Source organism: Bartonella sp. CM86QHHN (assembly GCF_042194695.1).
In the GTDB taxonomy this organism is placed as follows: Bacteria; Pseudomonadota; Alphaproteobacteria; order Rhizobiales; family Rhizobiaceae; genus Bartonella.
Window position 1 is genome coordinate 20,667 of sequence record NZ_JBHIND010000100.1, and the last position, 25,677, is coordinate 46,343.

At 37.4% G+C, this 25,677-nt stretch carries 23 protein-coding genes; 14 read left to right on the forward strand and 9 right to left on the reverse strand.

Annotation, left to right across the window (positions count from 1 at the left end):
• Positions 1-4 precede the first annotated feature (4 nt).
• A complete protein-coding gene (clpA, locus tag ACFIKX_RS09940) occupies positions 5-2,356 on the forward strand; it encodes an ATP-dependent Clp protease ATP-binding subunit ClpA (protein WP_375613468.1) in 2,352 nt (783 codons plus the stop codon).
• 7 nt (positions 2,357-2,363) lie between these two features.
• Here clpA and ACFIKX_RS09945 read toward each other — a convergent pair whose 3' ends face one another.
• Together ACFIKX_RS09945 and ACFIKX_RS09950 are read right to left on the reverse strand one after the other, a co-directional pair.
• The gene (locus ACFIKX_RS09945) at positions 2,364-2,786 is read right to left on the reverse strand and encodes an HIT family protein (RefSeq protein WP_375607220.1); all 423 of its coding nucleotides are present in this window, start codon (positions 2,784-2,786) and stop codon (positions 2,364-2,366) included.
• A gap of 134 nt (positions 2,787-2,920) precedes the next feature.
• Complete coding sequence (locus ACFIKX_RS09950) at positions 2,921-3,382, reverse strand: RidA family protein (RefSeq protein ID WP_375607219.1); 462 nt, start codon at positions 3,380-3,382, stop codon at positions 2,921-2,923.
• Between the two features lie 145 nt (positions 3,383-3,527).
• On the opposite strand from ACFIKX_RS09950, the gene ACFIKX_RS09955 reads away from it, so the two are divergent.
• From ACFIKX_RS09955 to lpxB, 13 genes are all read left to right on the forward strand, one after another.
• Complete coding sequence (locus ACFIKX_RS09955) at positions 3,528-4,364, forward strand: cell envelope integrity EipB family protein (protein ID WP_375620783.1); 837 nt, start codon at positions 3,528-3,530, stop codon at positions 4,362-4,364.
• Positions 4,365-4,531: 167 nt separating this feature from the next.
• Positions 4,532-5,311: a 30S ribosomal protein S2 gene (gene rpsB, locus ACFIKX_RS09960; protein WP_273788135.1), complete on the forward strand. Its 780-nt coding sequence runs from the start codon at positions 4,532-4,534 to the stop codon at positions 5,309-5,311.
• A gap of 102 nt (positions 5,312-5,413) precedes the next feature.
• Entirely contained in the window at positions 5,414-6,337 is a 924-nt protein-coding gene (gene tsf, locus ACFIKX_RS09965) for a translation elongation factor Ts (RefSeq protein ID WP_375629623.1), read from the forward strand.
• A gap of 156 nt (positions 6,338-6,493) precedes the next feature.
• Positions 6,494-7,213: a UMP kinase gene (gene pyrH, locus ACFIKX_RS09970; RefSeq protein ID WP_273790666.1), complete on the forward strand. Its 720-nt coding sequence runs from the start codon at positions 6,494-6,496 to the stop codon at positions 7,211-7,213.
• A gap of 37 nt (positions 7,214-7,250) precedes the next feature.
• Positions 7,251-7,811, forward strand: a complete 561-nt coding sequence (gene frr / locus ACFIKX_RS09975) for a ribosome recycling factor (RefSeq protein ID WP_273790667.1) — start codon at positions 7,251-7,253, stop codon at positions 7,809-7,811.
• Positions 7,812-8,543: 732 nt separating this feature from the next.
• Positions 8,544-9,359: a phosphatidate cytidylyltransferase gene (locus ACFIKX_RS09980; RefSeq protein WP_375613469.1), complete on the forward strand. Its 816-nt coding sequence runs from the start codon at positions 8,544-8,546 to the stop codon at positions 9,357-9,359.
• Positions 9,360-9,374: 15 nt separating this feature from the next.
• Positions 9,375-10,523: an RIP metalloprotease gene (locus ACFIKX_RS09985; protein WP_375629626.1), complete on the forward strand. Its 1,149-nt coding sequence runs from the start codon at positions 9,375-9,377 to the stop codon at positions 10,521-10,523.
• Positions 10,524-10,725: 202 nt separating this feature from the next.
• A complete protein-coding gene (gene bamA / locus ACFIKX_RS09990; protein WP_375613471.1) occupies positions 10,726-13,122 on the forward strand; it encodes an outer membrane protein assembly factor BamA in 2,397 nt (798 codons plus the stop codon).
• A 65-nt stretch (positions 13,123-13,187) separates the two neighbouring features.
• Complete coding sequence (gene lpxD / locus ACFIKX_RS09995; RefSeq protein WP_375612127.1) at positions 13,188-14,234, forward strand: UDP-3-O-(3-hydroxymyristoyl)glucosamine N-acyltransferase; 1,047 nt, start codon at positions 13,188-13,190, stop codon at positions 14,232-14,234.
• A gap of 1 nt (position 14,235) precedes the next feature.
• Positions 14,236-14,703 (forward strand): 3-hydroxyacyl-ACP dehydratase FabZ, encoded by a 468-nt coding sequence (gene fabZ, locus ACFIKX_RS10000; RefSeq protein WP_375629629.1) that lies wholly within the window; start codon positions 14,236-14,238, stop codon positions 14,701-14,703.
• 24 nt (positions 14,704-14,727) lie between these two features.
• A complete protein-coding gene (gene lpxA / locus ACFIKX_RS10005; RefSeq protein ID WP_375609506.1) occupies positions 14,728-15,552 on the forward strand; it encodes an acyl-ACP--UDP-N-acetylglucosamine O-acyltransferase in 825 nt (274 codons plus the stop codon).
• 2 nt (positions 15,553-15,554) lie between these two features.
• The gene (locus ACFIKX_RS10010) at positions 15,555-16,427 is read left to right on the forward strand and encodes an LpxI family protein (protein WP_375629630.1); all 873 of its coding nucleotides are present in this window, start codon (positions 15,555-15,557) and stop codon (positions 16,425-16,427) included.
• The gene (lpxB, locus tag ACFIKX_RS10015; RefSeq protein WP_375629632.1) at positions 16,420-17,616 is read left to right on the forward strand and encodes a lipid-A-disaccharide synthase; all 1,197 of its coding nucleotides are present in this window, start codon (positions 16,420-16,422) and stop codon (positions 17,614-17,616) included. The genes ACFIKX_RS10010 and lpxB overlap by 8 nt, the downstream gene beginning before the upstream one ends.
• A 20-nt stretch (positions 17,617-17,636) precedes the next feature.
• On the opposite strand, the gene ACFIKX_RS10020 is transcribed toward lpxB, so the two are convergent.
• From ACFIKX_RS10020 to gltX, 7 genes are all read right to left on the reverse strand, one after another.
• Positions 17,637-18,410: an amino acid ABC transporter ATP-binding protein gene (locus ACFIKX_RS10020; protein ID WP_375612131.1), complete on the reverse strand. Its 774-nt coding sequence runs from the start codon at positions 18,408-18,410 to the stop codon at positions 17,637-17,639.
• 79 nt (positions 18,411-18,489) lie between these two features.
• Positions 18,490-19,197 (reverse strand): ABC transporter permease, encoded by a 708-nt coding sequence (locus tag ACFIKX_RS10025; RefSeq protein WP_375612132.1) that lies wholly within the window; start codon positions 19,195-19,197, stop codon positions 18,490-18,492.
• Positions 19,194-19,916: an ABC transporter permease gene (locus ACFIKX_RS10030; protein ID WP_375612133.1), complete on the reverse strand. Its 723-nt coding sequence runs from the start codon at positions 19,914-19,916 to the stop codon at positions 19,194-19,196. Before ACFIKX_RS10030 ends, ACFIKX_RS10025 begins: the two co-directional genes overlap by 4 nt.
• A gap of 79 nt (positions 19,917-19,995) precedes the next feature.
• Positions 19,996-20,748, reverse strand: coding sequence for a transporter substrate-binding domain-containing protein (locus ACFIKX_RS10035; RefSeq protein WP_375612134.1), 753 nt, complete (start codon positions 20,746-20,748; stop codon positions 19,996-19,998).
• 464 nt (positions 20,749-21,212) lie between these two features.
• Complete coding sequence (locus ACFIKX_RS10040) at positions 21,213-21,965, reverse strand: transporter substrate-binding domain-containing protein (RefSeq protein WP_375612135.1); 753 nt, start codon at positions 21,963-21,965, stop codon at positions 21,213-21,215.
• Between the two features lie 707 nt (positions 21,966-22,672).
• On the reverse strand, positions 22,673-23,968 hold the full coding sequence (gene gltA / locus ACFIKX_RS10045) for a citrate synthase (protein ID WP_375612136.1): 1,296 nt from the start codon (positions 23,966-23,968) through the stop codon (positions 22,673-22,675).
• A 261-nt stretch (positions 23,969-24,229) separates the two neighbouring features.
• The gene (gltX, locus tag ACFIKX_RS10050; RefSeq protein WP_375613476.1) at positions 24,230-25,660 is read right to left on the reverse strand and encodes a glutamate--tRNA ligase; all 1,431 of its coding nucleotides are present in this window, start codon (positions 25,658-25,660) and stop codon (positions 24,230-24,232) included.
• Positions 25,661-25,677: the final 17 nt, after the last annotated feature.

The following is a 25,677-nucleotide window of genomic DNA, read 5'->3' on the forward strand; positions in this document are numbered from 1 at the left end:
AGCTATGCCATCTTTTACACCTAGTCTTGAAGAGGTTTTGCATCGTGCATTAACAATTGCTACTCAAGCACGTCATGAATATGCAACACTAGAGCATCTTCTACTTGCGCTGTTAGATGATGCCGATGCAAATTCCGTTATTCAGGCTTGCCAAGTAGATGTGGAGGAATTGCGAGAGCGCTTAACCAATTATCTTCGCTCAGAGTTAGATGAACAGATTAGAGCTGATGAGGATACAAAGCCTACAGCTTTTTTCCAGCGTGTTATCCAACGTGCGGTGATTCATGCACAATCAGCTGGAAAAGATGAAGTATCGGGGGCAAATGTTCTTGTTGCAATTTTTTCTGAACGTGAAAGCCATGCAGCATATTTTCTTCAAGAGATGGGAATGACACGCTACGATGCTGTACGTTTTATTTCACAGGGTGTCACGCGTGATGATGGGTTATCCATGTTACTTGAAGGACTTGAAGAGCAATTAGATCAGCAGATTTCGGATAATGGTGAAAGAGGAACAAGTGCTTTAACGAATTATTGTGTTGATCTCAATTGTAAAGCACGTAATGGAAAAATTGATTTATTAATTGGCCGTGAAATAGAAATTTCACGCATGATACAGATTTTATGTCGAAGGTCAAAAAACAATCCGCTTTTGGTTGGTGATCCTGGAGTAGGGAAAACAGCTATAATTGAGGGGTTGGCAAAGCGTATTGTTGATGGGCAAGTGCCTGAAGTTTTATCAAATGCAACAATATTTTCTCTTGATATGGGGGGACTTGTTGCAGGTACACGTTATCGCGGTGATTTTGAAGAACGCTTAAAACAAGTTATTAAAGAGTTTGAGCTGTATCCAGATGCTATTTTATTTATTGATGAAATTCATACCTTAATTGGAGCAGGAGCGACATTAGGGGGAAATATGGATGCAGCAAATCTTTTGAAACCTGTGTTATCTTCTGGAACTATGCGATGTATTGGTTCGACGACTTACAGAGAATATCGCAAATTCTTTGAACAAGATCGTGCTTTAGAGCGTCGTTTTCAGAAGATTGATATTAATGAACCTTCTGTTACAGATGCGATTAAGATTTTGCAGGGGATGAAGCCTTACTTTGAAGATTTTCATCAGATTAAATACACAGATCAGGCGATGAAGGCATCTGTAGAATTATCTTCACGTTATATAATTGACCGTAGGTTACCTGACAAAGCAATTGATATTATTGATGAAAGTGGCGCAGCGCAAAAGCTTTTGCCACAAAAACAACGCAAGAAGAGTATAGGTGTTAAAGAAATTGAAGCGACTGTTGCTACAATTGCAAGAATTCCATCAAAAACAGTTTCCCGGAATGATCAGAAGATACTGAGTAAGCTTGAAAGAGAACTCAAACATGTTGTTTATGGTCAAGATCAGGCAATTTCCGTCTTAGTTTCATCCATAAAATTGGCGCGAGCAGGTTTACGCGAACCGGATAAACCAATAGGAAGTTATTTATTTTCAGGACCAACAGGTGTAGGAAAAACTGAAGTTGCAAAACAGCTTGCATCATCTTTAGGCATTGAATTATTGCGTTTTGATATGTCAGAATATATGGAACGGCATACGGTAGCACGTTTAATCGGAGCACCTCCAGGTTATATAGGGTTTGATCAAGGAGGTCTCCTTACAGATGCCGTTGATCAGAAACCTCACGCAGTTCTATTGCTAGATGAGATTGAGAAAGCGCATCCAGAGTTATTTAATATTTTATTGCAGGTAATGGATTATGGTAGATTAACAGACCATAATGGTAAGAAAATTGATTTCCGCAATGTTATTTTGATTATGACAACCAATGCTGGTGCTTCAGATATGGCAAAATCAGCTATTGGATTTGGGAAAGTACATCGTGATGGTGAGGATATAGAAGCAATCAATCGGTTATTTACACCAGAATTTCGTAATCGGTTAGATGCAATTATTCCGTTTGCACCTTTATCTCATTTAATCATCAATCAGATAGTGCAAAAATTTATTTTTCAGCTTGAAGCACAATTAGCTGATCGGGGAATTTGTTTTGAATTAAGCCCTTCTGCAACTTTATGGCTTTCTAATAAAGGATATGATTCTCAGATGGGAGCACGCCCATTAGGGCGTGTTATACAAGAATATATTAAAAAGCCATTAGCTGATGAAATTTTATTTGGAAAGTTACGCAATGGTGGTACCGTTCGCGTATTGACACAAAAATCAAATGGTAAAAAAGAAAGCTTACAGTTAGAAATTTCATCTTCCGATATATCTGTAAGTTCAAAGAAAAGTAAAATGGAAAACTTTACAAAAAAACGTGTAGGAAAAAAAAGCACAACAACTTAAGAGTGTGTTATAAAGCTGCACGAATTTTTTTTGCATTCTCTTCAAGTATTTCTGGAGGCGTTACCATATCATTATGAGGGGTAAGCTCTATTCCCTCCATACGTGGTATAATATGAAAATGAAGGTGATAGACGGTTTGTTGACTAGCTGCTTCATTAAATTGCATGACAGTTATGCCATCTGCTTGAAAGGCTTTTTTGACAGCATTTGCAATTTTTTGAACAGCTTTAATAACAGGAAATAATGTTTCAGGATCTGCATCAAGTAAGTTTCTAGAGCCTTTTTTAGGAATGACCAGCGTATGACCTGGTGCCTGTGGCATGATATCCATAAATCCAATAACATCATCATCTTCGTAGACACGAACAGAAGGGATTTCATTGCGAATCAATTTAGCAAAAATATTGTTATTGTCATAAGCTTGTTTCATACAAATATTTCCTTTTATCGTAAGTTTAAGATTCTAATTTAAAAACGAAAAAATGCAAGGTTTATCAGAGTGTAAGACAAAGAAGTACTTTGATTTCAGTTATATTTAGGATAATGCACTGTCTTAATGAAGGTTTAGATTTCTATGATGGCTTCAACTTCTACAGGAACATCCATAGGAAGAGAGGCAACACCAATAGCAGAACGGGCGTGTTTTCCAATTTCACCAAGGATATTGACGAATAAATTAGAAGCTCCATTGGCAACAAAAGGAATATCGGTAAAATGAGAATCTACAGCCACAAAAACAGTAATTTTGACTACACGTTTTATTTTATTTAAGTCACCCAGAGTTGCCTTGAGTTGCGCGAGAATATTGAGAGCGCAAGCTTCAGATGCTTTTTGGGCTTGTTCGGTATTCACAGTTGCACCAACTTTACCGATGGCTATAGGTTTTCCATTAATAAGAGGGAGTTGTCCAGAAATAAAGAGTTGATTGCCACTTTGTGAAGTGGTGATGTAATTGGCAAGGGGGGAGATTACTTCAGGAAGAGTGATTCCGAATTTTTCTAAGTTTTTTTCAATCATATTGGTCATAATTTTAACTCCATAGCTGCTTTATAATATATTCATTGCATAATCTATTTTTTGATTTAAGAAAATGTGTGGTTAATTGAGAAATTAGCCTTTTTTGCCTTATTGTATGATGTTATGCAACGGGGATAAAGTTCGGAAGTTGGGAATGATTAGATCATTATTTATAATAATTTTATATATTGTTTTTTTATGTACTGCGAGAGCTGAAGAGCCCATTTTTATTGTGCCTCATCGAGCAATTTATGATTTTCATCTCGATAGTGTTTCTCATGAAATGACAATTTCTGCGATGTCAGGACGAATGGTTTACGAGCTCACTGGTTCGGCATGCCAGGGCTATAGCACACGTTTTCGTTTCATTAGCCGTGTTCACATTGAAGATATGCCAGTACGTTTGACGGATCAACAGACGACGAGTTATGAAACAGGAGACAGCCGTACATTTCGTTTTAATATTACAGATCAAGAGGGAGAAGAGGTTGTGCATCGTGCCGAGGGGGTTGCGGAGCGTACGCAAGATGGTATTACAGTTACCTTAAAAAAGCCAAAGGAAAAAGAGTATAAGCTTGCAATGGCTGAATTTCCAATGATGCAACTAAAAAATATTATCCGCCATGCAAAAGCAGGAGATCATTTTTACAATGTTACTGTATTTGATGGGACAAATAAAGCAGATAAAGTTATAAAAGAAAGTATCGTCATAGGGGAAAAGAAGACGCTTTTATCTGATAGCGAAACGGAAAAAGTAAGAAAATTAGATGAAGAAGAATATTGGCCTGTTACAATTTCTTATTTTGATGATGGAGAAAATAAAGATGGTTTGCCGGTTTATCGTAGCAGTTTTCTCTTACATGAGAATGGTGTCATGCGAGATCTTCATATAGATTATGGAACTTTTTCAGTGCGTGCAAAATTGAACAGTCTCGAATTCTTGGAACTTGGAAAAGATCTTAATCAATGTGAAAATGCAAATATTAAATGATTAAAGAAAATAACTTGAAAAAGAATCAAATATTAGTATGTTTGCGCTATTCCACACGCGGAGTCTGGGTGTTTGCAAATGATCTGTGAGAAACTTCTAGCAAGCATCCGCCGGTAGCAGGTCTTCCTGCTTTTTCCGCGGAGGTTGAACCGGAAAGGATAAGATTTATGGCACTACCCGATTTTACTATGCACCAGCTTTTAGAAGCCGGTGTGCATTTTGGTCACCAGACTCATCGCTGGAATCCCAAAATGACTCCCTATATTTATGGTCAGCGTAATAATATCCATATTATTGACCTTGCTCAGACCGTTCCACTTTTACATCAAGCACTTAAACTTGTTTCAGATACTGTAGCGCGTGGTGGTCGTATTCTCTTTGTTGGTACGAAACGACAAGCATCTGACATTATCGCAGATGCGGCGAATCGTTCTGCCCAGTATTACGTTAATGCACGTTGGCTTGGCGGCATGCTCACAAACTGGAAAACGATTTCCAATTCGATCCATCGTTTGCGGAAGCTTGATAAAATTCTTGCTGCTGAAGCGCAAGGCTTTACTAAAAAGGAACGTTTAAATCTTGAACGTGATCGTGAAAAGCTTAATCGTGCGCTTGGTGGTATTAAAGATATGGGTTCTGTTCCAGATCTTATCTTTGTTATCGATACGAATAAAGAAAATATTGCACTCCAAGAAGCAAAACGTTTAGGTATTCCAGTGATTGCTATTATTGATACCAATTGTGATCCCGATGACGTAACACATCCAATACCAGGTAATGACGATGCTTCACGTGCAATTTCTCTTTATTGCGATCTTTTTGCCCGTGCTGCTCTTGATGGTATTGCACGCCAGCAAGGAGCAATGGGTATCGATTTAGGAGCTCAAGTTGATGCACCTGTGGAGCCTATTTTGGAAGAAAATGCAGTTTCAGAAGTTTCTGAATAATATAAAACGCCTAATTAAGGTACTTTTATTGTCTAAAGAAGAAGTTATAGGCGTGCAGAGGGATTTTGCACGCTTTCACTGTTACAAAATAAAGAGGCAAATATGAGCATTACTGCTGCACAAGTAAAAGAACTTCGAGAACTATCTGGCGCTGGTATGATGGACTGTAAAGCCGCCCTAGCAGAGACCAATGGTGATATGGAAGCTGCTGTTGATTGGCTTCGTAAAAAAGGAATAGCTAAAGCAGATAAAAAGGCTGGTCGTACAGCAGCTGAGGGATTAATCGGAGTCGTATCAAAAGATTCACATGCAGTTTTGGTTGAGATTAATTCTGAAACAGATTTTGTTGCACGCAATGATGGATTCCAAGACATCGTGCGTAAAGTAGCAACTGCTGCCTTAGATACGTCAGGGGATGTTGAATCTGTTTCTGTTTCTCTTTATCCAGGCTCTGAGAAGACTGTAGAGCTTACGATTAAAGATGCAATTGGTACAATTGGCGAAAATATGACATTTCGTCGTTCCGCTAAATTGTCTGTTGAGAATGGTGTTGTTGCGACTTATATACACAATAGTGTGGCTGATGGGCTTGGAAAACTTGGTGTTTTGGTTGCGATTCAAACAACAGGAAATAAAGAGGCTGCTCTTGCTTTTGGTCGGCAGGTCGCGATGCATATTGCGGCAACCAATCCATTAGCACTTACAGCACAAGATGTTGATGCTGCTGCTGTTGAACGAGAAAAAGCAATTTTTTCAGATCAAGCACGTCAGTCTGGAAAACCTGAAAATATCATTGAAAAAATGGTAGAAGGACGTATGCGTAAGTTTTTTGAAGAGGTTGTTTTGCTTTCTCAAGCTTTTGTTATGAATCCTGATATAACTGTTGAGGCCGCTTTAAAGGATGCTGAGAAATCAATTGGTGCTCCAGCAAAAATTACAGGCTTTATTCGTTTTGCATTAGGTGAAGGTGTGGAAAAAGAGGAGTCTGATTTTGCTGCAGAGGTTGCTGCTGCTGTAAAAGGCTAGTTATTGCAAACTCTTGATCAGAGATTAAAGTCATATCATTGGTTGTAGAATCTCTGAGGGGAACAATGTAATTGTTGAGAGGGCGTCACGTGAAAAAAGTGGTGCCCTTCGTGATGTCAAAAGCAAAAAGTAAATGGGCTTTTGGGGAGATTATTAATGGCATTAGCACTTCCGTATAAACGTATTCTTTTAAAGGCTTCTGGTGAAGCTCTTATGGGAGGGCAGAATTTTGGCATTGATGTTTCTGTTGTAGACCGTATTGCCGCTGATATTGCAGAAGTGCGCACAATGGGGATAGAAGTTGCGGTTGTTATCGGTGGGGGAAATATTTTTCGTGGCGTTGCTGTTGCTTCGCATGGTGGGGACCGAGTGACAGGTGATCATATGGGAATGCTTGCAACTGCTATTAACTCTTTAGCATTGCGAACATCTTTGACAAAATTAGGGGTTGAAACTGTTGTACTCTCTGCGATTGCTATGCCACAAATTTGTGAAAGTTTCTCGCAACGTAAAGCAATAGCTTATATGAATCAGGGAAAAGTTGTTATTTTTGCAGGTGGTACAGGAAATCCATTTTTTACCACTGATTCTGCTGCTACTTTACGTGCAGCAGAAATTGGTGCAGATGTCCTTCTTAAAGGAACACAAGTTGATGGTATTTATTCAGCAGATCCAAAAATAGACCCTACGGCTAAGCGTTTTGACCAATTAACACATGTTGAAGTTTTGCAATGGGGATTATCTGTTATGGATTCAACGGCGGTCACTTTAGCACGTGAGAACAATGTGCCGATTATTGTGTACTCCATTCATGAAAAAGGCGGTTTGGCTAAGGTCTTGAATGGAACAGGACGCTTTACAATAGTATCGGAATAAGGGTAAGCTTCAAAGGACAATTGAAGGAGACAGAAATATGAATGTTACATCGATTATGGATGATCTGAAACGTCGCATGGATGGTGCCATTACGGCTTTTAAACATGAATTAGGTGGTTTACGGACTGGACGTGCATCGGCTAGTTTATTAGAGCCGTTGACTGTTGAATCTTATGGTTCTGTTGTGCATATAAATCAGGTTGCTAATATTTCTGTTCCTGAACCTCGGATGCTTTCTGTTTCTGTATGGGATAAAACGATGGTCGGAGCTGTAGAGCGCGCTATTCGCGATTCTGGTCTTGGTTTAAATCCCATAACTGATGGTACGAATCTACGTATTCCTTTGCCTGAGTTGAATGAAGAGCGCCGTAAAGAACTTGTAAAAATTGCGCATCACTATGCAGAGCAAGCGCGTGTTGCTACACGTCATGTTCGTCGGGATGGTCTGGACAATTTGAAAAAGTTAGAAAAAGATGGTGAAATTGGACAAGATGAAGCCCATAGTTTGTCTGAAAAAGTTCAAAAACTCACGGATGAAACTATTGCTGATATTGATAAAATTTTAGCCGTAAAAGAATCTGAAATTATGCACGTTTAAGACGATTTTGTCACTAGAAAAAGGATATTTACTCCCAGCCTGTAAATTGTTTCTAGGGATAATTGTGGGGAGTGGTGTGCTCTGTGGTAGCAAGGTGTGATGCAGGAAGGTGTTCTATCATTTTGATATGGGAGAGACTGATTTGAAAGGGCAGATGTTTTAATTTTTTAGTCTGCGTGATAAATCATGCCCTTTGCTGGGAGACACTATTTAACAGCATGGTGCGGGTTTTTAGTTGAGCACGTCTTTGTTAAAATGCATAATGAAAGCATTATTAGAAATTATTCAAATATTCTAAGATGAAGGTTGAGGAAAGAATATAATGCAAAAAAACAAGTCTAACCTTTCTCTTATTTCTCATTATAAAACATGTGAGTATAATTGATCAAGCAGATGTTATGTGGCGTAATTCATTTTTTAATGACGAATAGTTGATAGAAAAGTGTTTTTATACGAAACCTATATTAGTTAATTTGTATGGGGCAGAGGTAACTGCTTTTTCATTTTATATTTGAGAAAATATTAAAAAAATATTTTATAATTTTGACGGAGATTTTTGAAGCTGTTTTCATTGATTATTAGTTTCATAAGCGCTATCTTAGTAGACTGAATTATTTATGATAAATTATAAGAGAAATTATACAGGTATGAGATAAAAATACTGCGTAGGGGAGTTTTTCTTGCGTTAATTTTAGAGCTTGTATTTTCTATTTTTATTGTTTGGATGTTGTTTTGTCTAATTTGGTTTATCGTATTCTGACAGCTTTTGTTTTTGGCATTATTGCGTTGTATCTAACATGGTTGGGAGGAAACTTCTTTTTTTTATTTGTATGGTGTATTGGCGGTTTTGTTCTTTATGAGTGGATGAGTATTACTAAAGAGAAATGGTGTATTTTACAAAAAATATTAGCAAGTATCTTTTATTTAATCTTTGGCTTTTTTTTAGTATTGAGTGTATCTGCTTCATTGATTTTTTGTGTTTTAATCGTTTTAGCTACAGTGTTAGCTATTATATCTATAAAAAAGAGTGGTTGGGTTTTTTGTGGTTTTTTATATGCATCTTTTCCTGTTGTTGCTTTATGCTTTCTACGGGATCATGAAATGTTGGGGTTCCAAGTTGTTATTTTCTTATTTACGATAGTGTGGGGAACAGATATTGGTGGTTATTTTATCGGACGTGCATTAGGGGGCCCTAAATTAGCACCACAATTTTCTCCTAATAAAACATGGTCAGGAGCACTTGGTGGTACATTTGTCGGAGTTTTCGGTGGTATATGGGTTGCTTTTGGATTTTTTGATATAAATTTAGCCAGTTTTTTTGTGCCACTCCTTACACTTGTTTTGTCAATTGTTTCACAATTGAGTGATTTAGGGCAATCATGGCTCAAAAGACGGTTTTCTGTTAAAGATTCTAGTTCTTTATTGCCTGGACATGGTGGTTTTATGGATCGTATAGATGGATTGGTAGGGGCAGCTTTTCTTCTTTATTTAATTGGTTCATTTATGTCTGATATGGATGCGCCTTTTAATCTTTTTAGTATGATCTAATTGGGAGAAGATAGTTTGGAACTTTTAAATCATATCGTCACTATGGGTGATTTTCTTTTAAGAAGTTTGAGTATTCTTTTCATCATTATGATTATCATTTTTGTGCACGAATTTGGGCACTATCTCATTGGTCGGTGGTGTGGTATTAAGGCGTTAATTTTTTCGCTTGGATTTGGACCAGAAATAGCGAGTTATACAGATAAGCATGGCACGAAGTGGCGTTTAGCACTTATCCCCTTAGGAGGTTATGTAAAATTTGTTGGGGATGAGGAAAAAATCGATACGGAATCATCCCAATCATCTCTGATTGTTGATGGTTCATTTGCTAGTGCGCATGCTTGGAAAAAAGCAGCAACTGTTTTTGCCGGTCCTTTCTTCAATGCCCTTTTTACTGTTGTTATTCTAACATTTTTTTTCTTTATCTATGGTCGTGTAGCCATTGAGCCCGTTGTTGGTTCTTTGGTAAAAGATAGCCCTGCTCTTCAATCCGGTTTGGAATTAGGTGATCGTTTTGTTGAAATGGATGGACGACGGGTTGAAAGCTTTGAAGATTTGATGAATTATGTAGCTTTTCACGGAAGAGAACCCATAGAGTTTAAAATAGAACGCATGGGGCGAGTCTTTACAATGATGATTACCCCGAAAGTCGTTGAGCGAGATGATGGATTTGGTAATCGAACACGAAGTGCTATGATAGGTGTAGGTGTTCCTGTTGATTTAAATAATCCTGCACGTTTAGATCCAACTTATATAAAACATATTCGCTATGGTTTTGTAACAGCTGTAAGAAAAGCGTCAGACCGTACTGTGTTTATCGCCACTCAAACCGTTCTTTTTATGAGTCGTTTAATAGGAGGCAAAGAGGATCGTTGTCGGCTAAGTGGACCTTCTAAAACCGTTAAAATTGCTTGGAAAGTGAGCGAGACAGGTTTTATCTCTTTGTTGAATTTGGCAGCTTTTCTTTCAATAAGTGTTGGGCTTATTAACCTTTTTCCGATTCTACCGCTTGACGGTGGGCATCTTTTATTGCATGTCATTGAGGTCATTACTGGGAGGAAAATATCTGCTAAAATTCAGGGAATCGTTTTTCGTTTAGGTTTTTCCATTCTTCTCCTTTTTATGATCTTTGTCTTTTTTAATGATTATTTTTGTTGGTTTAGCTAATTAAATTATGGAAAACGCTTTATAAATTAAGTAATAATAGCAAAAACAAATTGAAGGTTGTTTACCATGTCTACAAAATGTTGTGGCGTTGTACATTATAATGAGTAATTAAGGAATGAAAAGTCTCGCTGTAAAAAGGTTGTTATGGCAGTTAGCTTTTAAGGCATCATGTCCAAGGAACGAGAGTAAGGTAAAAAAGCCAATGACTACGAATTCAAAGTTTTTAAATGCAGCATCTGTATTGGTGTTAAAGATGGGGATGTTTGCCCCAGCAACGGTTTTTATGTCAATTGCTGCGGTCGGAGAAATACAAGCGTCTGTAGTCCGCTCTATTGAGGTTCGTGGGAATAAGTTTGTAAGTTCTCAGGCGATTCGAGACAATATGGGGATTAAGGTTGGGCAAGGTGTTTCCAGTGGTGATGTTGATAGTGCTGTGAAGAACCTTTTCGAATTGGGTTTATTTTATGATGTTAAAATAAATCCGGTGGGTGATAAATTGGTTGTATTCGTAAAAGAATATGAGGTTGTCAATCAAATATTGTTTCAAGGAAATAAATCTTTTAAAGACCCAGATCTTAAGCGGTTTATTTCTTTAAAACCGAATGAGCCTTTTAATTCTGCTAAGCTTTCTGCTGATATAAATACAATTCGTGAGGCTTATAAAACTCTTGGTCGTAATAATATCACTGTTAACGTTCAAACGATTAACCTTGGAAAAGGGCGGGTTAATGTGGTATTTAATGTCGTTGAAGGGAAAAAAACAAAGATTGGTGATATCACTTTTAAGGGAAATAATGTCTTTGGAAGTCGTCGTTTGCGTGATGTGATTTCAACAAAAACTTCAGGAATTTTTTCGAAGTTGTTGGGAGGTGATGTTTACAGTGAAGAGCGCCTCGCTGTTGATGAAGAAGCTTTACGTCGCTTTTATTATAACCGTGGTTATGCAGATTTTCGTGTAGTCTCTTCTAAAGCAACTTTTGATGCAGCAAGCAATACGTATAAAATTTCTTTCGTTCTTGATGAGGGTGCGCTCTATAAAATTAGCGATATTCAGGTTGAAAGTGATGTTGATGGAATTGACGTTCAATCTGTGAAAAGGATGCTTAAAACCCAGCCAGGTAATGTTTATAGTGCAGAAGATATTGAACAGTCTGTTGCAACTATTAATAACAAAGTTGCTGATTCGGGATATGCTTTTGCTAAAGTTGAACCGCGGGGAAATCGTAATTTAGCAAATCATACAATTTCAATTTTATATAATATTGAACGGGGTACACGTGCTTATATTCAACGTATTGATATACGTGGCAATGAGAAAACGCGTGATTACGTCATTCGCCGTGAGATTGATTTAAACGAAGGAGATGCTTACAATCAAACTTTATTACAGCGGGCAAAACGTCGTCTAGAAAGTTTAGGTTTCTTCAAAGCCGTTAATATTTCAATGGTTCCTACAGATCAATCTGACCAAGTTGTTTTGGTAATAGATGTCGTTGAAGCTTCAACAGGAGATCTTTCTCTTTCTGGAGGGTATACAACAGGGGGAACAAGTCCTGGTATGTCACTTGAAGTTTCTGTTACTGAACGTAATCTTGGGGGACGTGGTCAATATGTTCGTTTAGGATTAGGTGCGGGGCAAGAAAAATCTCGTAATTATAATTTATCATTTGTTGATCCTTATTTCTTAGGGTATCGTTTATCTGCTGGTGTTGATGTTTTTCGTAGTACTTATCGTGCTGATAAAGCCTATGATGTACGGCAGACAGGTGGATCGCTGCGGTTTTCGTTACCTATTAATAATCAATTATCTGCTAATGTAGCTTATTCTTATGTGCAGGAAGAATATGATTTTGGCGGAGAGTATGATTTTGACAAAGAGAGTGACATAATAGAATTATATGGGAAATATTCTGGTGCGATTGTTCAAGCTGCAAAACACAGCCCTTGGAAACGTTCATCAATTAGTTATGGTTTCACCTATAATACGATTGATGATATGAGATCCCCCCATGATGGGTGGTACGTGCATCTGCTTCAGGAATATGCAGGGCTTGGTGGGAGTGCAAAGTTCTTGAAGACCACGGGTAAGGCGATGATGTACAAGACTCTTTCTGACCAGAAGGATATCGTTGGTTTGCTTTCCTTTGGGGGTGGTTATATCCACGGAATGGGCCGAGATGGTGTTCGTATTTTCGATATGTTTAAAGTAAATTCTGATATGATTCGAGGGTTCAAATATAATGGAATAGGTCCGCGTCAGGTTTCCAGTAAGGGTGAGGTTTATTTCTTGGGGGGAACGACATATATGAATGCGACTGCTGAAGTACAGTTCCCTATCCCTGTCGTGCCTGAAGGATTTGGGTTGCGCGGTGCTTTATTTGCGGATATTGCCACGCTTTATGGCAATAATTATAAAGCCGTTTTTAAGGGTGAACCGTCTGTTACCAATACCAAAAGTGCTTGGCGTTCATCTGCAGGTGTGAGTTTGATGTGGGATTCTCCGTTTGGTCCTTTGCGTTTTGATTATGCTTGGCCAATAACGAAGCAGGAAGGTGATCGTTTGCAACAATTGAACTTTGGTATTTCTACGAAGTTCTGATTTGAGCGATTTTAAGAAGGAAAAACTTGAAGAGAATAGCTTAAGCTGGGAGAGAAAGTGTTTTGATGGCGGATACATTTTTTTTTACGCCGTCCCGACGATTGACAGTTGCAAATGCTGCTGAGTTGACGGGTGCAAAGCTTCTTAATCCAGAGTTTTCTCATAAAGTTATCAATACTCTTTCTTCACTTGAGAGTGCTGTGGAAGGTTCGCTTGTTTTTGTAGAGCATCGGAAGTTTTCTGATGCTTTACTGGACAGTTCTGCTGTTGCTGTTTTGTGTACGAATGAGATTGTTTTTAAAGTTCCCGAAACTATGGCAATTTTGGTGACATCCACACCACAGCGTGACTTTGCTCAGATTGGTCGTATTTTGTTTCCAGATTCTGTCAAGCCAATGCCTTGGTTGGGGCAGAAGGGGATTTCATCGCATGCGCATATTCATCCAACGGCTAAGTTGGCACATGATGTGTGTATTGAAGCGGGAGCTGTTATTGGTAAAAATGTTGAGATTGGTGCAGGAACTCTTATTTCATCCACAGCTGTTATCGGTGAAAATTGCCGTATTGGATGTGACTGCTATATTGCTCCTAAGGTAACAGTTCAGTGTTCTATAATAGGTGATAAGGTTCAGCTTTATCCTGGTGTTTGCATTGGGCAAGATGGTTTTGGTTATGTTGGGGGCGTTTCTGGAATCGAGAAAATTCCACAGCTTGGTCGCGTTATTATTGAGGATGGTGTAGAAGTTGGTGCGAACACGACAATTGATCGTGGAACATTTCAAGATACTGTTATTGGTGAAGGAAGCAAGATTGATAATCTTGTACAAATTGCCCACAATGTCAAAATTGGACGCTATTGTCTTATTGCCGCTCAATGTGGCATTGCGGGAAGTACATCTATAGGGGATATGTCTCAGCTTGGCGGAAGTGTGGGAGTAGCGGATCACATCATAATAGGTAAATCTGTTCAGATTGCTGCTCGTAGTGGTGTTATGAATGACATTCCGGATGGCGAAAAATGGGGAGGTAGTCCAGCGCGACCATTTAAACAATGGTTTCGTGAAGTAGCGGCATTGCGCAGTATGGGAAAAGTTAAAAAGGAGAAACGCTGATATGATCAGCAGTGAAAAAACTAAAAACTTAGAGGCTGTCGATATTGAAAAACTATTATCAATATTACCGCACCGTTATCCATTTTTATTAATTGATCGTATCGTTGATATTGATGGTGAACAAGAAGCGATTGGTATTAAAAATATAACGATTAACGAGCCACATTTTATGGGACATTTTCCCTCAAAGCCTGTTATGCCTGGAGTTTTGATTTTAGAAGCTATGGCACAAACGGCAGGAGCAATAGCACTTTTAAATTTAGGCAATAAGCAAACAAATTTAGTTTACCTTATGACGGTTGATAATGCGAAATTTCGTAAGCCGGTTATGCCTGGTGATCAGCTCAAGATTCATGTTCAGCTTTTGAAAAAAAGATCTGGTATGAGACGTTTTTCATGTGTTGCAAAAGTAGAAGATGTCCGCGTCGCTGAAGCAGAAATTGCTGCGATGATTGTTGAAAAAGAATAAACGATATTTGATGGGGATTTAAAAATGTCCGGTACGAAAATCCATCCAACTGCTCTTGTGGAGAAGGGAGCGCAGCTTGGTGAGAATGTACGCGTTGGACCATTTTGCCATATTAGTTCAGAGGCTGTTATTGGTGATGAATGTAGTTTGACAAGTCATGTTGTAATAATGGGAAAGACAACGTTAGGAGCCAAGAGTAAAGTATTTTCTCATGCCGTTTTGGGGGCAGATCCGCAAAATAATAAACATAAAGGAGGGGCTACAACTCTTTTTATTGGTAAGAATTGTACGATTCGTGAAGGTGTAACAATGCATAGGGGGTCCGATTCGAGTGTAGGAATGACAGTTGTTGGTGATAATTGCCAATTTTTTTGTTATGCGCATATCGCTCACGATTGTTATGTAGGCAATCATGTAACATTTGCCAATAACGCAATGATTGCTGGTCATGTTACTATTGGTGATTATGTGATTATTGGTGGTGGTGCTGCTGTTCATCAATTTGTTCGTGTTGGACATCATGCATTTATCGGCGGCGTATCTGCACTGGTTGGTGATCTGATACCTTATGGAACAGCTGTTGGTGTGCAGGCAAAACTTGCTGGACTCAATATTATTGGCATGAAGCGTGCAGGACTTGAGCGTCAAGATATTCATGCACTCCGTCATGCGGTTGCTATGCTTTTTGATCATAGCAAACCATTTAAAGAGCGTGTCAGTGATGTTGCTTCTTTCTATTCTTCTTCTCAGTCTGTTTCTGAAGTTGTTAATTTTATTAAAGAAGAAGGAAAGCGTTTTTATTGCACACCAAAATTTGAAGGTGTTAGAATAAAAGAACATAAGGATTAAAAATGCCTATTTGGGGAGCCAGAAGTTTTCTTTCCGGCCGTACTGCTATTATAGCAGGAAATGGTGTTCTACCGATTACTGTTGCGCAGACTCTTGAGAAGAATGGAGAAAATCCTTTTCTTGTGCTTTTGCATGGTGAGGCAGATTCTGTTCTTTATCGCTATGAGCATTGCGAGCTATCAATTGTAGAGTTAGCACGACTCGTTAAAATTTTAAAAGAGGCTGGTGTATATAATGTTGTTTTGGCAGGTGGTGTGAAAAAGCGTCCACTTCTTAAACAATTGCGACTGGACTGGACAACATTTTTAGCTCTTCCTAAGTTAATCGGAGCTTTGAAGAGGGGAGACGATGCGTTATTAAAAGCTTTTATACGGGTTATTGAAGCACACGGTTTTTGTGTTATCGGTGCTCACGAAATAGTCCCAGATCTTTTAGCTCCCATAGAATTTAATTTAACAGTACGGCGCGCTACTCCAAAAGAGAAAAAAGATATTTTTTTAGCAGTAGAAGCAGCAAAGCTTTTAGGTCAATTAGATATCGGGCAAGCCGTTGTCGTTGTCCAAGGAAGGGTGGTTGCTCTAGAGGGCGCTGAGGGAACTGATAATATGTTGTGGCGTGTTTGTGAAATGCGAGAAAGAGGGCAAATTCCCCTTAAAGGTGGCATTCTTGTAAAATGCGCAAAACCACAACAGGATAATCGCGTTGATTTGCCATCAATTGGGCCCGCGACAATAATGAATATTGCAAAGAGTGGTTTATCTGGTGTTGCGGTGGAGGCAAATAGAAGTCTAATATTATCAGTGAAAACAACAATAGAAAAAGCCAACAAATATTCTTTATTTATAGAGACATTTGAAAAGTTTGGTCATGAATAATTGTTTCTTAAAGATTGCAGTGGTTTCAGGTGAGGAATCTGGTGATTTACTTGGGGCCGATCTAATTTCTTGTTTATCACAACAGATAGGATGCAATATTCATTTGATTGGTGTTGGGGGGAGCCATTTAAAGGCATTAGGCTTAAAAAGCTTTTTTGATTCCCATGATATTGCTTTAATAGGTTTAAAGGAGGTGTTGAAAAAACTACCATTGTTGTTGCTACATATTCGCAATTTATCCAAATTTATTGCACAAGAACAACCTGATTGTTTAATTATTATTGATAGTCCTGATTTCACGCATCGTATTGCAAAAAAGGTACGTGCTTTAGCGCCTTCTATTCCTATCATTAAATATATTGCACCAACCGTTTGGGCATGGAGGCCAGAGCGTGCAAAAGCTATGTGTGGATTTGTTGATCATGTTTTAGCGGTTTTTCCTTTTGAAGAAAAGATTATGCAAGATTTGGGAGGCCCTGCCACGACTTATGTTGGACATCGTCTTTTGACATATCCTCCCCTTTTGAGAGTTCAGTCAGAAAAAAAAAGCCAATTAGAACAAAGAAATTTGATCGATACACAAACATTATCGCCTACATTAGTTATTTTGCCAGGATCACGCAATTCAGAAATTCGTTCCTTAATGCCTATTTTTCGAGAAACAGTAGAGATTCTTGTACAACGTATTCCTCATTTATGTATTATTTTACCAACCTTACCTCATTTGGTAGATAGAATCCGGGACTTTGTGCAGGGCTGGAAAAGCAAGATAGAAATTGTAGTTGGTGAAGATGAAAAATGGCGTGCTTTTGCACAAGCAGATGTTGCTCTTGCTGCACATGGAACTGTTTCACTTGAATTAGCCTTAGCAAAAGTTCCTATGGTTCTTTGCTATAAACTTGATTTCTTTTCTAAATTATTTATTTTTCCTAAAATGATGTTATGGAGTGCTGCTCTTCCAAATATTATTGCTGATAAGCCTATTGTTTCGGAATATTTGAATGAATTAATCCGTCCTGGCATGTTAGCAAGACAGGTAGAACAACTTTTGGCTAATCCTTTATTGCGACAGGCACAACTTGATTCCTTTGAGATGGTAGAACAGAAAATGAAAACTGAAGTACCATCGGGGGTTGTTGGCGCACAAACAATTATCACTCTTTTAAAAAGCAGGAATAAAATTGTATAAATAAAGCAATATTTTAATGATTAATATTTAATTTTAGCAAGAAAATTACAAGCACGTTGGCTTTTAGGATTGGTAAAAAATTCTTCAGAGGCTGCATCTTCAACAATTTTTCCATTTTCTAGAAAGAGTATTCTTTCTGAGACTTTACGTGCGAAGCCCATTTCATGGGTAACACAAAGCATTGTGATCCCTGTATCGGCTAATCGAGCCATCACTTCCAAAACTTCTCCCACACTTTCTGGATCAAGAGCAGAGGTTGGTTCATCAAAAAGCATGACTTCGGGTTCCATACAAAGTGCACGGGCAATCGCAACACGTTGTTGTTGCCCACCAGAAAGTTGTAAAGGATATTTTTCACAGTGTTTTTCAATACCAACATGCGTTAAGTAACGAATTGCCCGTTCTTGTGCTTGTTGTTTGGAAAGCCCTTGAACGGTCATAGGTGCTAAAATACAATTTTGTATAACGCTCATGTGGGGAAATAAATTAAAGTTCTGAAAGACCATTCCTATCTTACGAAGAACATTTTTTTGCTGTTGTATAGGTGCAGTATGGATATCAACGTTATGGATACAGATTGAACCTTTTTGTGCTTGTTCTAATTGATTAATACAACGAATTAACGTTGATTTTCCTGATCCGGATGGTCCACAAATAACGATATGTTCACCAGCTTGAACATTAAAGTTGATATCATGTAGGACCTGAAAGTTTCCATACCATTTATTTAGATTTTGGATAGAGATCACAGGGTTTTTACTGGGAGAGATCGATTTATTATTTTTCAAATTCATCTTATTTTATTCTTTCATTGATGAAGAACTTGATTAATTCAACATTTTGATTTGATACTGTTTTTTATGATCATTTTATTTACCGTAAATATCGAGTGAGGCGCTGCTCGATAAAAACAATAAAACGATGAATGAGTTCAACGATAAAGAGATAGATAAGAGCAGCCCAAACGTAAACTTGAAAATCGAAAGTCCGTGAATAAGCGAGTTTAGCAACCCCCATTAAATCATAAACAGTAATAAGTGAGGCAACAGCACTGGATTTAATCATTAAAATCAACTCATTTCCTAAGGGGCGTAATGCTACAATCATTGCTTGTGGAAGAATAACTCTAAAAAATGTGACAGAGTTGCTTAAACCTAAAGCTTTTGATGCTTCGCGTTGTCCAGTTGTTACGGATAGAAAACTTCCTTTAAAGATCTCAGATTGATAGGCAGCAGAATTGAGTGTAAAAATAAAAAGACAACAATACCACGCGTTTTGAAAAAACCACCATAGCCCCACTTGTTGCCAAAAACTGTTCATTGAACCAAGCCCATAATAAAAAAGAAAGAGTTGAGCTAATAAAGGAGAGCCACGGAAAAAATAGACATAAGCATTTGCAAAATATTGTAAAAATGTATTCTCTGATAGACGTGCAAAAGCGATAATCATACCAAGAAAAAGGCCTAGAGAACAAGAAATAGAAACAAGTTCAACAGTAACAATAAAGCCATTAATAAATTTGGGTCCATAATGACTTAAAAGATCAGGATTAAAAAGAAAATAAAGCCACTCAGGAATCATTGACTTAGCACCTTTTTATAGCCTATTTGAGTGTATGTTTCCAAATGGCGTAAGATTGCAGTAAAAACCGCTGAAAATAACAAATAGAGTAAGCATGCTACAAAATAAAATAGCATGGGTTTATTGGTAGCAGCGACAGCTAGATTCGTTTGTCGCATGAGGTCAACAAGCGCGATGGTAGAAACAAGGGATGTATCTTTCAGTAAAGTAAGCCAATTATTAGAAAGTCCTGGCAAGGCATTTCGGATGAGCTGAGGGAAGACAATACGAAAAAATGTGGTTGACCGTGAAAGTCCTAAAGCTTTAGCTGCTTCATATTGACCTTTATCAAAAATATTAAATGCTCCAAGCCAAACTTCACAAGAAAAAGCTGCAAGAACCATACTAAGGGCAAGAACACCAGCAACAAAAGCATTGATACTGAACATGATTTCAAAACTAAAATAGTCAAATAAATTTTGAATAAGGCTTTGTAATCCGTAGTAAACTAAAAACAAAGTTAAAAGCTCTGGTAGCCCACGAAATATCGTTGAAAAGAGGCGTGCCATAGCTTTGGCCATCTTAATATTGGATCGAATCATCACTGCATTGAGAAGCCCTAGAGGAAATCCTAGAAGTCCACAACATAATGCCAATGACAAAGTCATTCCTGCACTGGAAAGTATAACTGCTCCCCATCCACCATTGCTAAATGATAGCAATGCTAAATTTTCAATCATTCTTATATTCCTCATGAAAGAGTTAGATAATATTTTTTAGCAATAACCAACGGGTTTCATTAAAATATCATATTGATATTTAATAAACATCACTTGTAAAATATTTTCTCATAATTTTTTCATAAGTTCCATCCAAACGGATTTCTTTTATAGCTTCATTGAACTTATTTTTAAGATCATTATTATTTTGACGGACTGCAATTGCAACAGGAAATCTTGTTTCTTCTAGAGTTCCCAAGAGGAGACAACAATCTTTTCCTTCATTTTTAAGCCAATTTAATGCTTGTAATTTATCAACAATGATCACATCAAGTCGATGATTTAAAAGATCACGATTCACTTCTATTGTGGAAGGATAGAGTTTTATTTTCACCTCTTCAGAGGCAAAATGATCTTCTGCATAGAAAGCTTGTGTTGTATTTGATTGCACACCAAGATTTTTACCTCTAAAGTCTTTTGTCGAGATTTCTTTAATTCCCGAAGCTTTGGTAACAATAACAGCCAGTGCTGTATCGTAGTAAGGATCTGTAAAGTCAATTTTTTGTAAACGCTCTTGTGTGAGAGAGAGGGAAGCAATGATAGCATCATATTTTTTTGCAATAAGTCCAGGGATCATTCCCTCGAAGTCTTGTGTAACAATAGTACACTCAACATTCATTTTTTTACAAAGTGCATAAGATATATCAATATCAAGTCCCTGCAATTTATTATTTGAGTCAATATAACTGAAGGGAGGATAGGTGCCTTCACTCGCAATTTTTAATGTTTTCGCATCAGCCAATTGGGTGAATAGTGCGGCGCTTATTATAAGAGCTCCTGCTAATAGTTTCATGATGTTCTCCTATTGGATAAGCGGGCAATATGAAATCATTATGTTTTTATAATCTGTAAGCTTTTTGGGAGCAATTCAAAAATTTATTGATGTTTATTTTAGATCATTATGTTGGGCATTATTGATAAAAAAAGAATAAATATCTTATTGCTTGTATGATAGCTTAATTTTCACGAAATGATTGATTTGAATCATTTCATGAGTAAAAACTGAGGATTTTTCTTGAAAATAAGGCTATTAAATTTGAACATAAAAAAATTAGATTTTGATACGGTAAAAATACAACCTTATTGTTGTCATTAGATTCTACAAAATATTTAGATCTCAAGGAGCAATTAAAAGTTATTTTGATAAATGTAAATTTTCTTATAAAAATGCCGAATTTCCAATTATACCTGCATGTTCAATAAAGAGTTAAAGATACCCCTTAAATATACAGATTGAGTTTTAATTCATAGTACTATCTAATTGATATCGAAAGTAAAATATTTTCTCATAATTTTCTCATAGGTTCCATCGGCGCGGATTTCTTCTATTGCTTTATTAAAACTGTTTTTAAGATCATTATTATTTTGACGGAGTGCAATTGCAATAGGAAAATTTGTTTCTTCTAGAGTTCCCAAGAGGAGACAGCAGTCTTTTCCTTCATTTTCAAGCCAATTTAATGCTTTTAATTTATCAAAGATGATGATATCAAGCCGATGGCTTAAAAGATCACGATTAACTTCTGTTGCTGTAGGATAAAGTTTGATATTAACTCCTTCAGAGGCATAATGATCTTCCGCATATGCAGCTTGTGTTGTATTTGATTGTACACCAAGGTTTTTACCTCTAAAGGCTTGTGTTGAGATTTCTTTAATTTCCGAATTTTTGGTAACGATAACAGCGAGTGCTGTGTTGTAGTAAGGATCTGTAAAATCAATTTTTTGTAAGCGCTCTTTTGTAGGAGAAAGGGAAGAAACGATAGCATCATATTTTTTGGCAAGAAGACCGGGAATCATCCCCTCAAAGTCTTGTGTGACAATAGTACATTCAACATTCATTTTTTTACAAAGCGCATAAGATATATCAATATCAAACCCTTGCAGTTTGTTATTTGAGTCAATATAACTAAATGGCGGATAAGAAGCATCGCTTGCAATTTTCAGCGTTTGAGAATTGGCCGATAGGGTAAACAGTGTCGCGCTTATTATAAGAGCTCCTGCTAATAATTTCATTATGTTCTCCTATTAGATAAGCTGGCAAATATGAAACCATCATGAATTTTTATAATCTGTAAGCTCTTTTGGAGCAATGTAAAAAATTTATCTGTGTTCATTTTGCTATCATTATGCTGAATATCATTATCAAAAAAATAATTTCTTTTTATAAAGTATGGGAATAAAAAATATAGGAAAGAAAGTCACCTCTTATTGGTTATAGGGTGATTTTTAATAATTTTATTTAAAAATCAATAATTTATCTTTAAAAGAAAAACTATCAACTTAAATACAAAGAAAATTTCAGCTTTTAACAGGACAAAATGTAAAAGTGTTTTTATTCTAATTAAAGAAGCACTTAATGTAAGCTTTTTGCAATTTTATCTGAAGAAGATAGAAAGAAAAATTCTGACATTGCTAGATTTTAATATGTAATAAGGCTTTTAAACATGGGGGAATGATAGGGAATACATTTCCATTAAAGATAATGAGGATTATAAGGTAAAATTTTCAATTTCTTTTTGCTAAATGTTTGGCTAATTTGCAGAAGAGTATTCTCAATTTCTTTACAGAGCTAAAACTTAGAATTTTTTAGTAAATTTTTATGATGATGTTATCTCTGTAGAAAGAGTTTTAAAATCACGTTTTATAAAAATTTTTAAAGGATGTTTTTTGATTACTCTCAATAAAGCTTCAGTAAATTGAAGCTTTATTGATTTCTTTTTTTAATTTGCACGTTCATCTATAGGAACATAGTCACGCATAGCATAGCCTGTGTAGAGTTGTCGAGGACGACCAATTTTTTGTGCAGGGTCTTCAATCATTTCTTTCCATTGTGCCACCCACCCGACACTGCGCGCCAATGCAAAAAGGACAGTAAACATTTCAGTTGGAAAACCTAGAGCTTTTAATGTAATGCCGGAATAGAAATCAACATTGGGATAAAGCTTTTTCTCAATAAAATATTCATCACTTAAGGCAATTCTTTCAAGCTCTATTGCAATATCAAGAAGAGGGTCATCTTGAATGTTGAGTTCTTTTAAAACTTTATGACAGGTTTTTTGCATGATTTTTGCACGTGGATCATAATTTTTATAGACACGGTGCCCAAAGCCCATAAGGCGGAAAGGATCATTTTTATCTTTTGCACGTGCAATAAATTCAGGAATTCTTTTAATAGAACCTATTTCTTGTAGCATTTTTAGGCATGCTTCATTGGCACCACCATGTGCTGGTCCCCAAAGGCATGCAACACCTGCTGCAATACAGGCAAACGGATTAGCACCTGAGGATCCAGCAAGACGTACCGTAGATGTAGAAGCATTTTGTTCATGATCTGCATGAAGGGTAAATATTTGATCCATCGCCCGAGCAAGCACAGGGTTTGTTTTATATTCTTCACAAGGAACAGCAAAACACATATGGAGGAAATTTGCAGCATAACTAAGATCATTACGTGGATAAACAAATGCTTGTCCAATACTGTATTTATAGGCCATAGCAGCAAGCGTTGGAACTTTTGAGATAAGACGAACAGAAGCAATCATTCTCTGGTGAGGATCTGTAATATCAATAGAGTCGTGATAGAACGCAGACATAGCGCCAAGGCAGGCAACCATGACGGCCATAGGATGAGAATCACGACGGAAGCCATGGAAGAAGCGTGCAAATTGTTCGTGGACCATGGTATGCTGCATAATACATCGATCAAATTCATTTTTTTCTTGCTGTGTTGGGAGTTCACCATAAAGTAAAAGATAACAACTTTCGAGAAAGTCTCCTTTTTCAGCCAATTGATCAATAGGATAACCACGATAAAGCAATATGCCTTTATCACCATCGATATAAGTAATTTTTGATTCACAAGAAGCTGTTGAAGTAAAACCAGGATCATAAGTAAAAATATCGGTTTTTTTATAGAGAGAAGCAATTTCAATGACTTCAGGTCCACTCGTGCCTTTACGCAAGGGAAGCTCTACTTTTTTATCATTTACAATAATATATGCGTTATTCTCAGACATTCGGTATTCCTTTCAGATCCTTCACTTCTAAAAATTAAGACTCTGCTTCATCAGAGTGGGGGATGTATAACTGAAGCTTTTCTTACTTATTTAAGGGTAGATTGCCTCTAAAAGTGAGTACATGCAATCTAAAAATATTTCCTTATTGATCATTATTACTCAATAAGAAATGTATTTCAATGATATAACATAAAAAACTCTTTTAGGGCGCGTTGAGATATCTGTATAGATCCTTATTTGAGGAAATATACTCAGTGCACATCATGGGCATATTGTTGTGATAAGTTGGTCCTTGATGCGATGAAGGGATTCATTGCGTCCTAATAAAATAAGAATATCCAAAACACCTGGTGATGTTGCACATCCTGTAAGAGCTGCGCGAAGTGGTTGGGCGATAGATCCAAATTTGAGATTCTGTGTTTGGACAAAAGAGCGAAGTGTTTCATCTAGAGTTTTTGTATCCCAAGAGGGGCACGCTTTCAGAGCAAGATAAAGATCGTTTAAAATGGTTCGTCCATTTTTATCTAAGAGCATTTGAGCTTTTTCATCAAGTTGTAAAGGTCGTTGCGTAAAAATGAAGGAGGCATTGTCAATCAGTTCGCACAGTGTTTTTGAACGTTCTTTCAAATGCGGGATTGCTTTTAAAAATTGAACACGGCGTTTTTCATCAAGTCTTTCAATAATTTGTGCTCCCCTATCGGTTTCTGGTAGAATATTAAGAGCGGCATCAAAAAGTTCTTGATCATTACTCATACGCATATAGTGTCCGTTGATGGAATCGAGCTTTTTGAGATCAAAACGAGCAGCACCTTTGTTAATATCCTCAATATCAAACCAAGAAATCATATCTTTAAGTGACATCAGTTCGTCATCACCATGACTCCAACCTAAACGGACAAGGTAATTGCGCAAAGCAGCAGGAAGATATCCCATTGTTCGGTAGGCATCAACACCGAGCGCACCATGTCGCTTTGATAATTTTGCACCGTTTTCACCATGGATAAGAGGAATATGGGCCATAACAGGAATGTCCCATCCCATTGCTTTAAAGATAATCGTTTGTCGGGCTGCGTTGGTAAGATGATCGTCACCACGTATAATATGTGTGATGCCCATATCATGATCATCAACGACAACAGCATGCATATAGGTAGGCGAACCATCAGAACGCAAAATAATGAAGTCATCGAGATCTTTATTAGGAAAACGGACATCACCTTGAACACGATCATGTACAATCGTTTCTCCATCTTGAGGGGCTTTGATGCGAATAACAGGCTTAACACCTTTAGGAGCTTCAGAACTATCACGGTCACGCCAACGTCCATCATAACGTGGTGGGCGCCCTTCTGAACGGGCTTTTTCACGCATTTCAGCTAACTCCTCAGGTGAAGCATAACAATAATATGCTTTGCCATTCTTGACCAACTGTTCAGCGATTTGGCGGTGACGTTCTGCTCGTTCGAATTGCGAAATAGGGGCGCCATCATAACTAAGACCCATCCAGTGCAAGCCATCTATAATGGCTTTTACAGCTGCTTCGGTTGAACGCTCTCGGTCTGTATCTTCAATTCGTAAAAGCATTTTTCCACCGGTATGTTTTGCATAAAGCCAATTAAAAAGAGCAGTACGAGCACCACCAATGTGAAGGAAGCCAGTGGGTGAAGGGGCAAAACGAGTAATAACAGACACGAATATTTTCCTTTAAA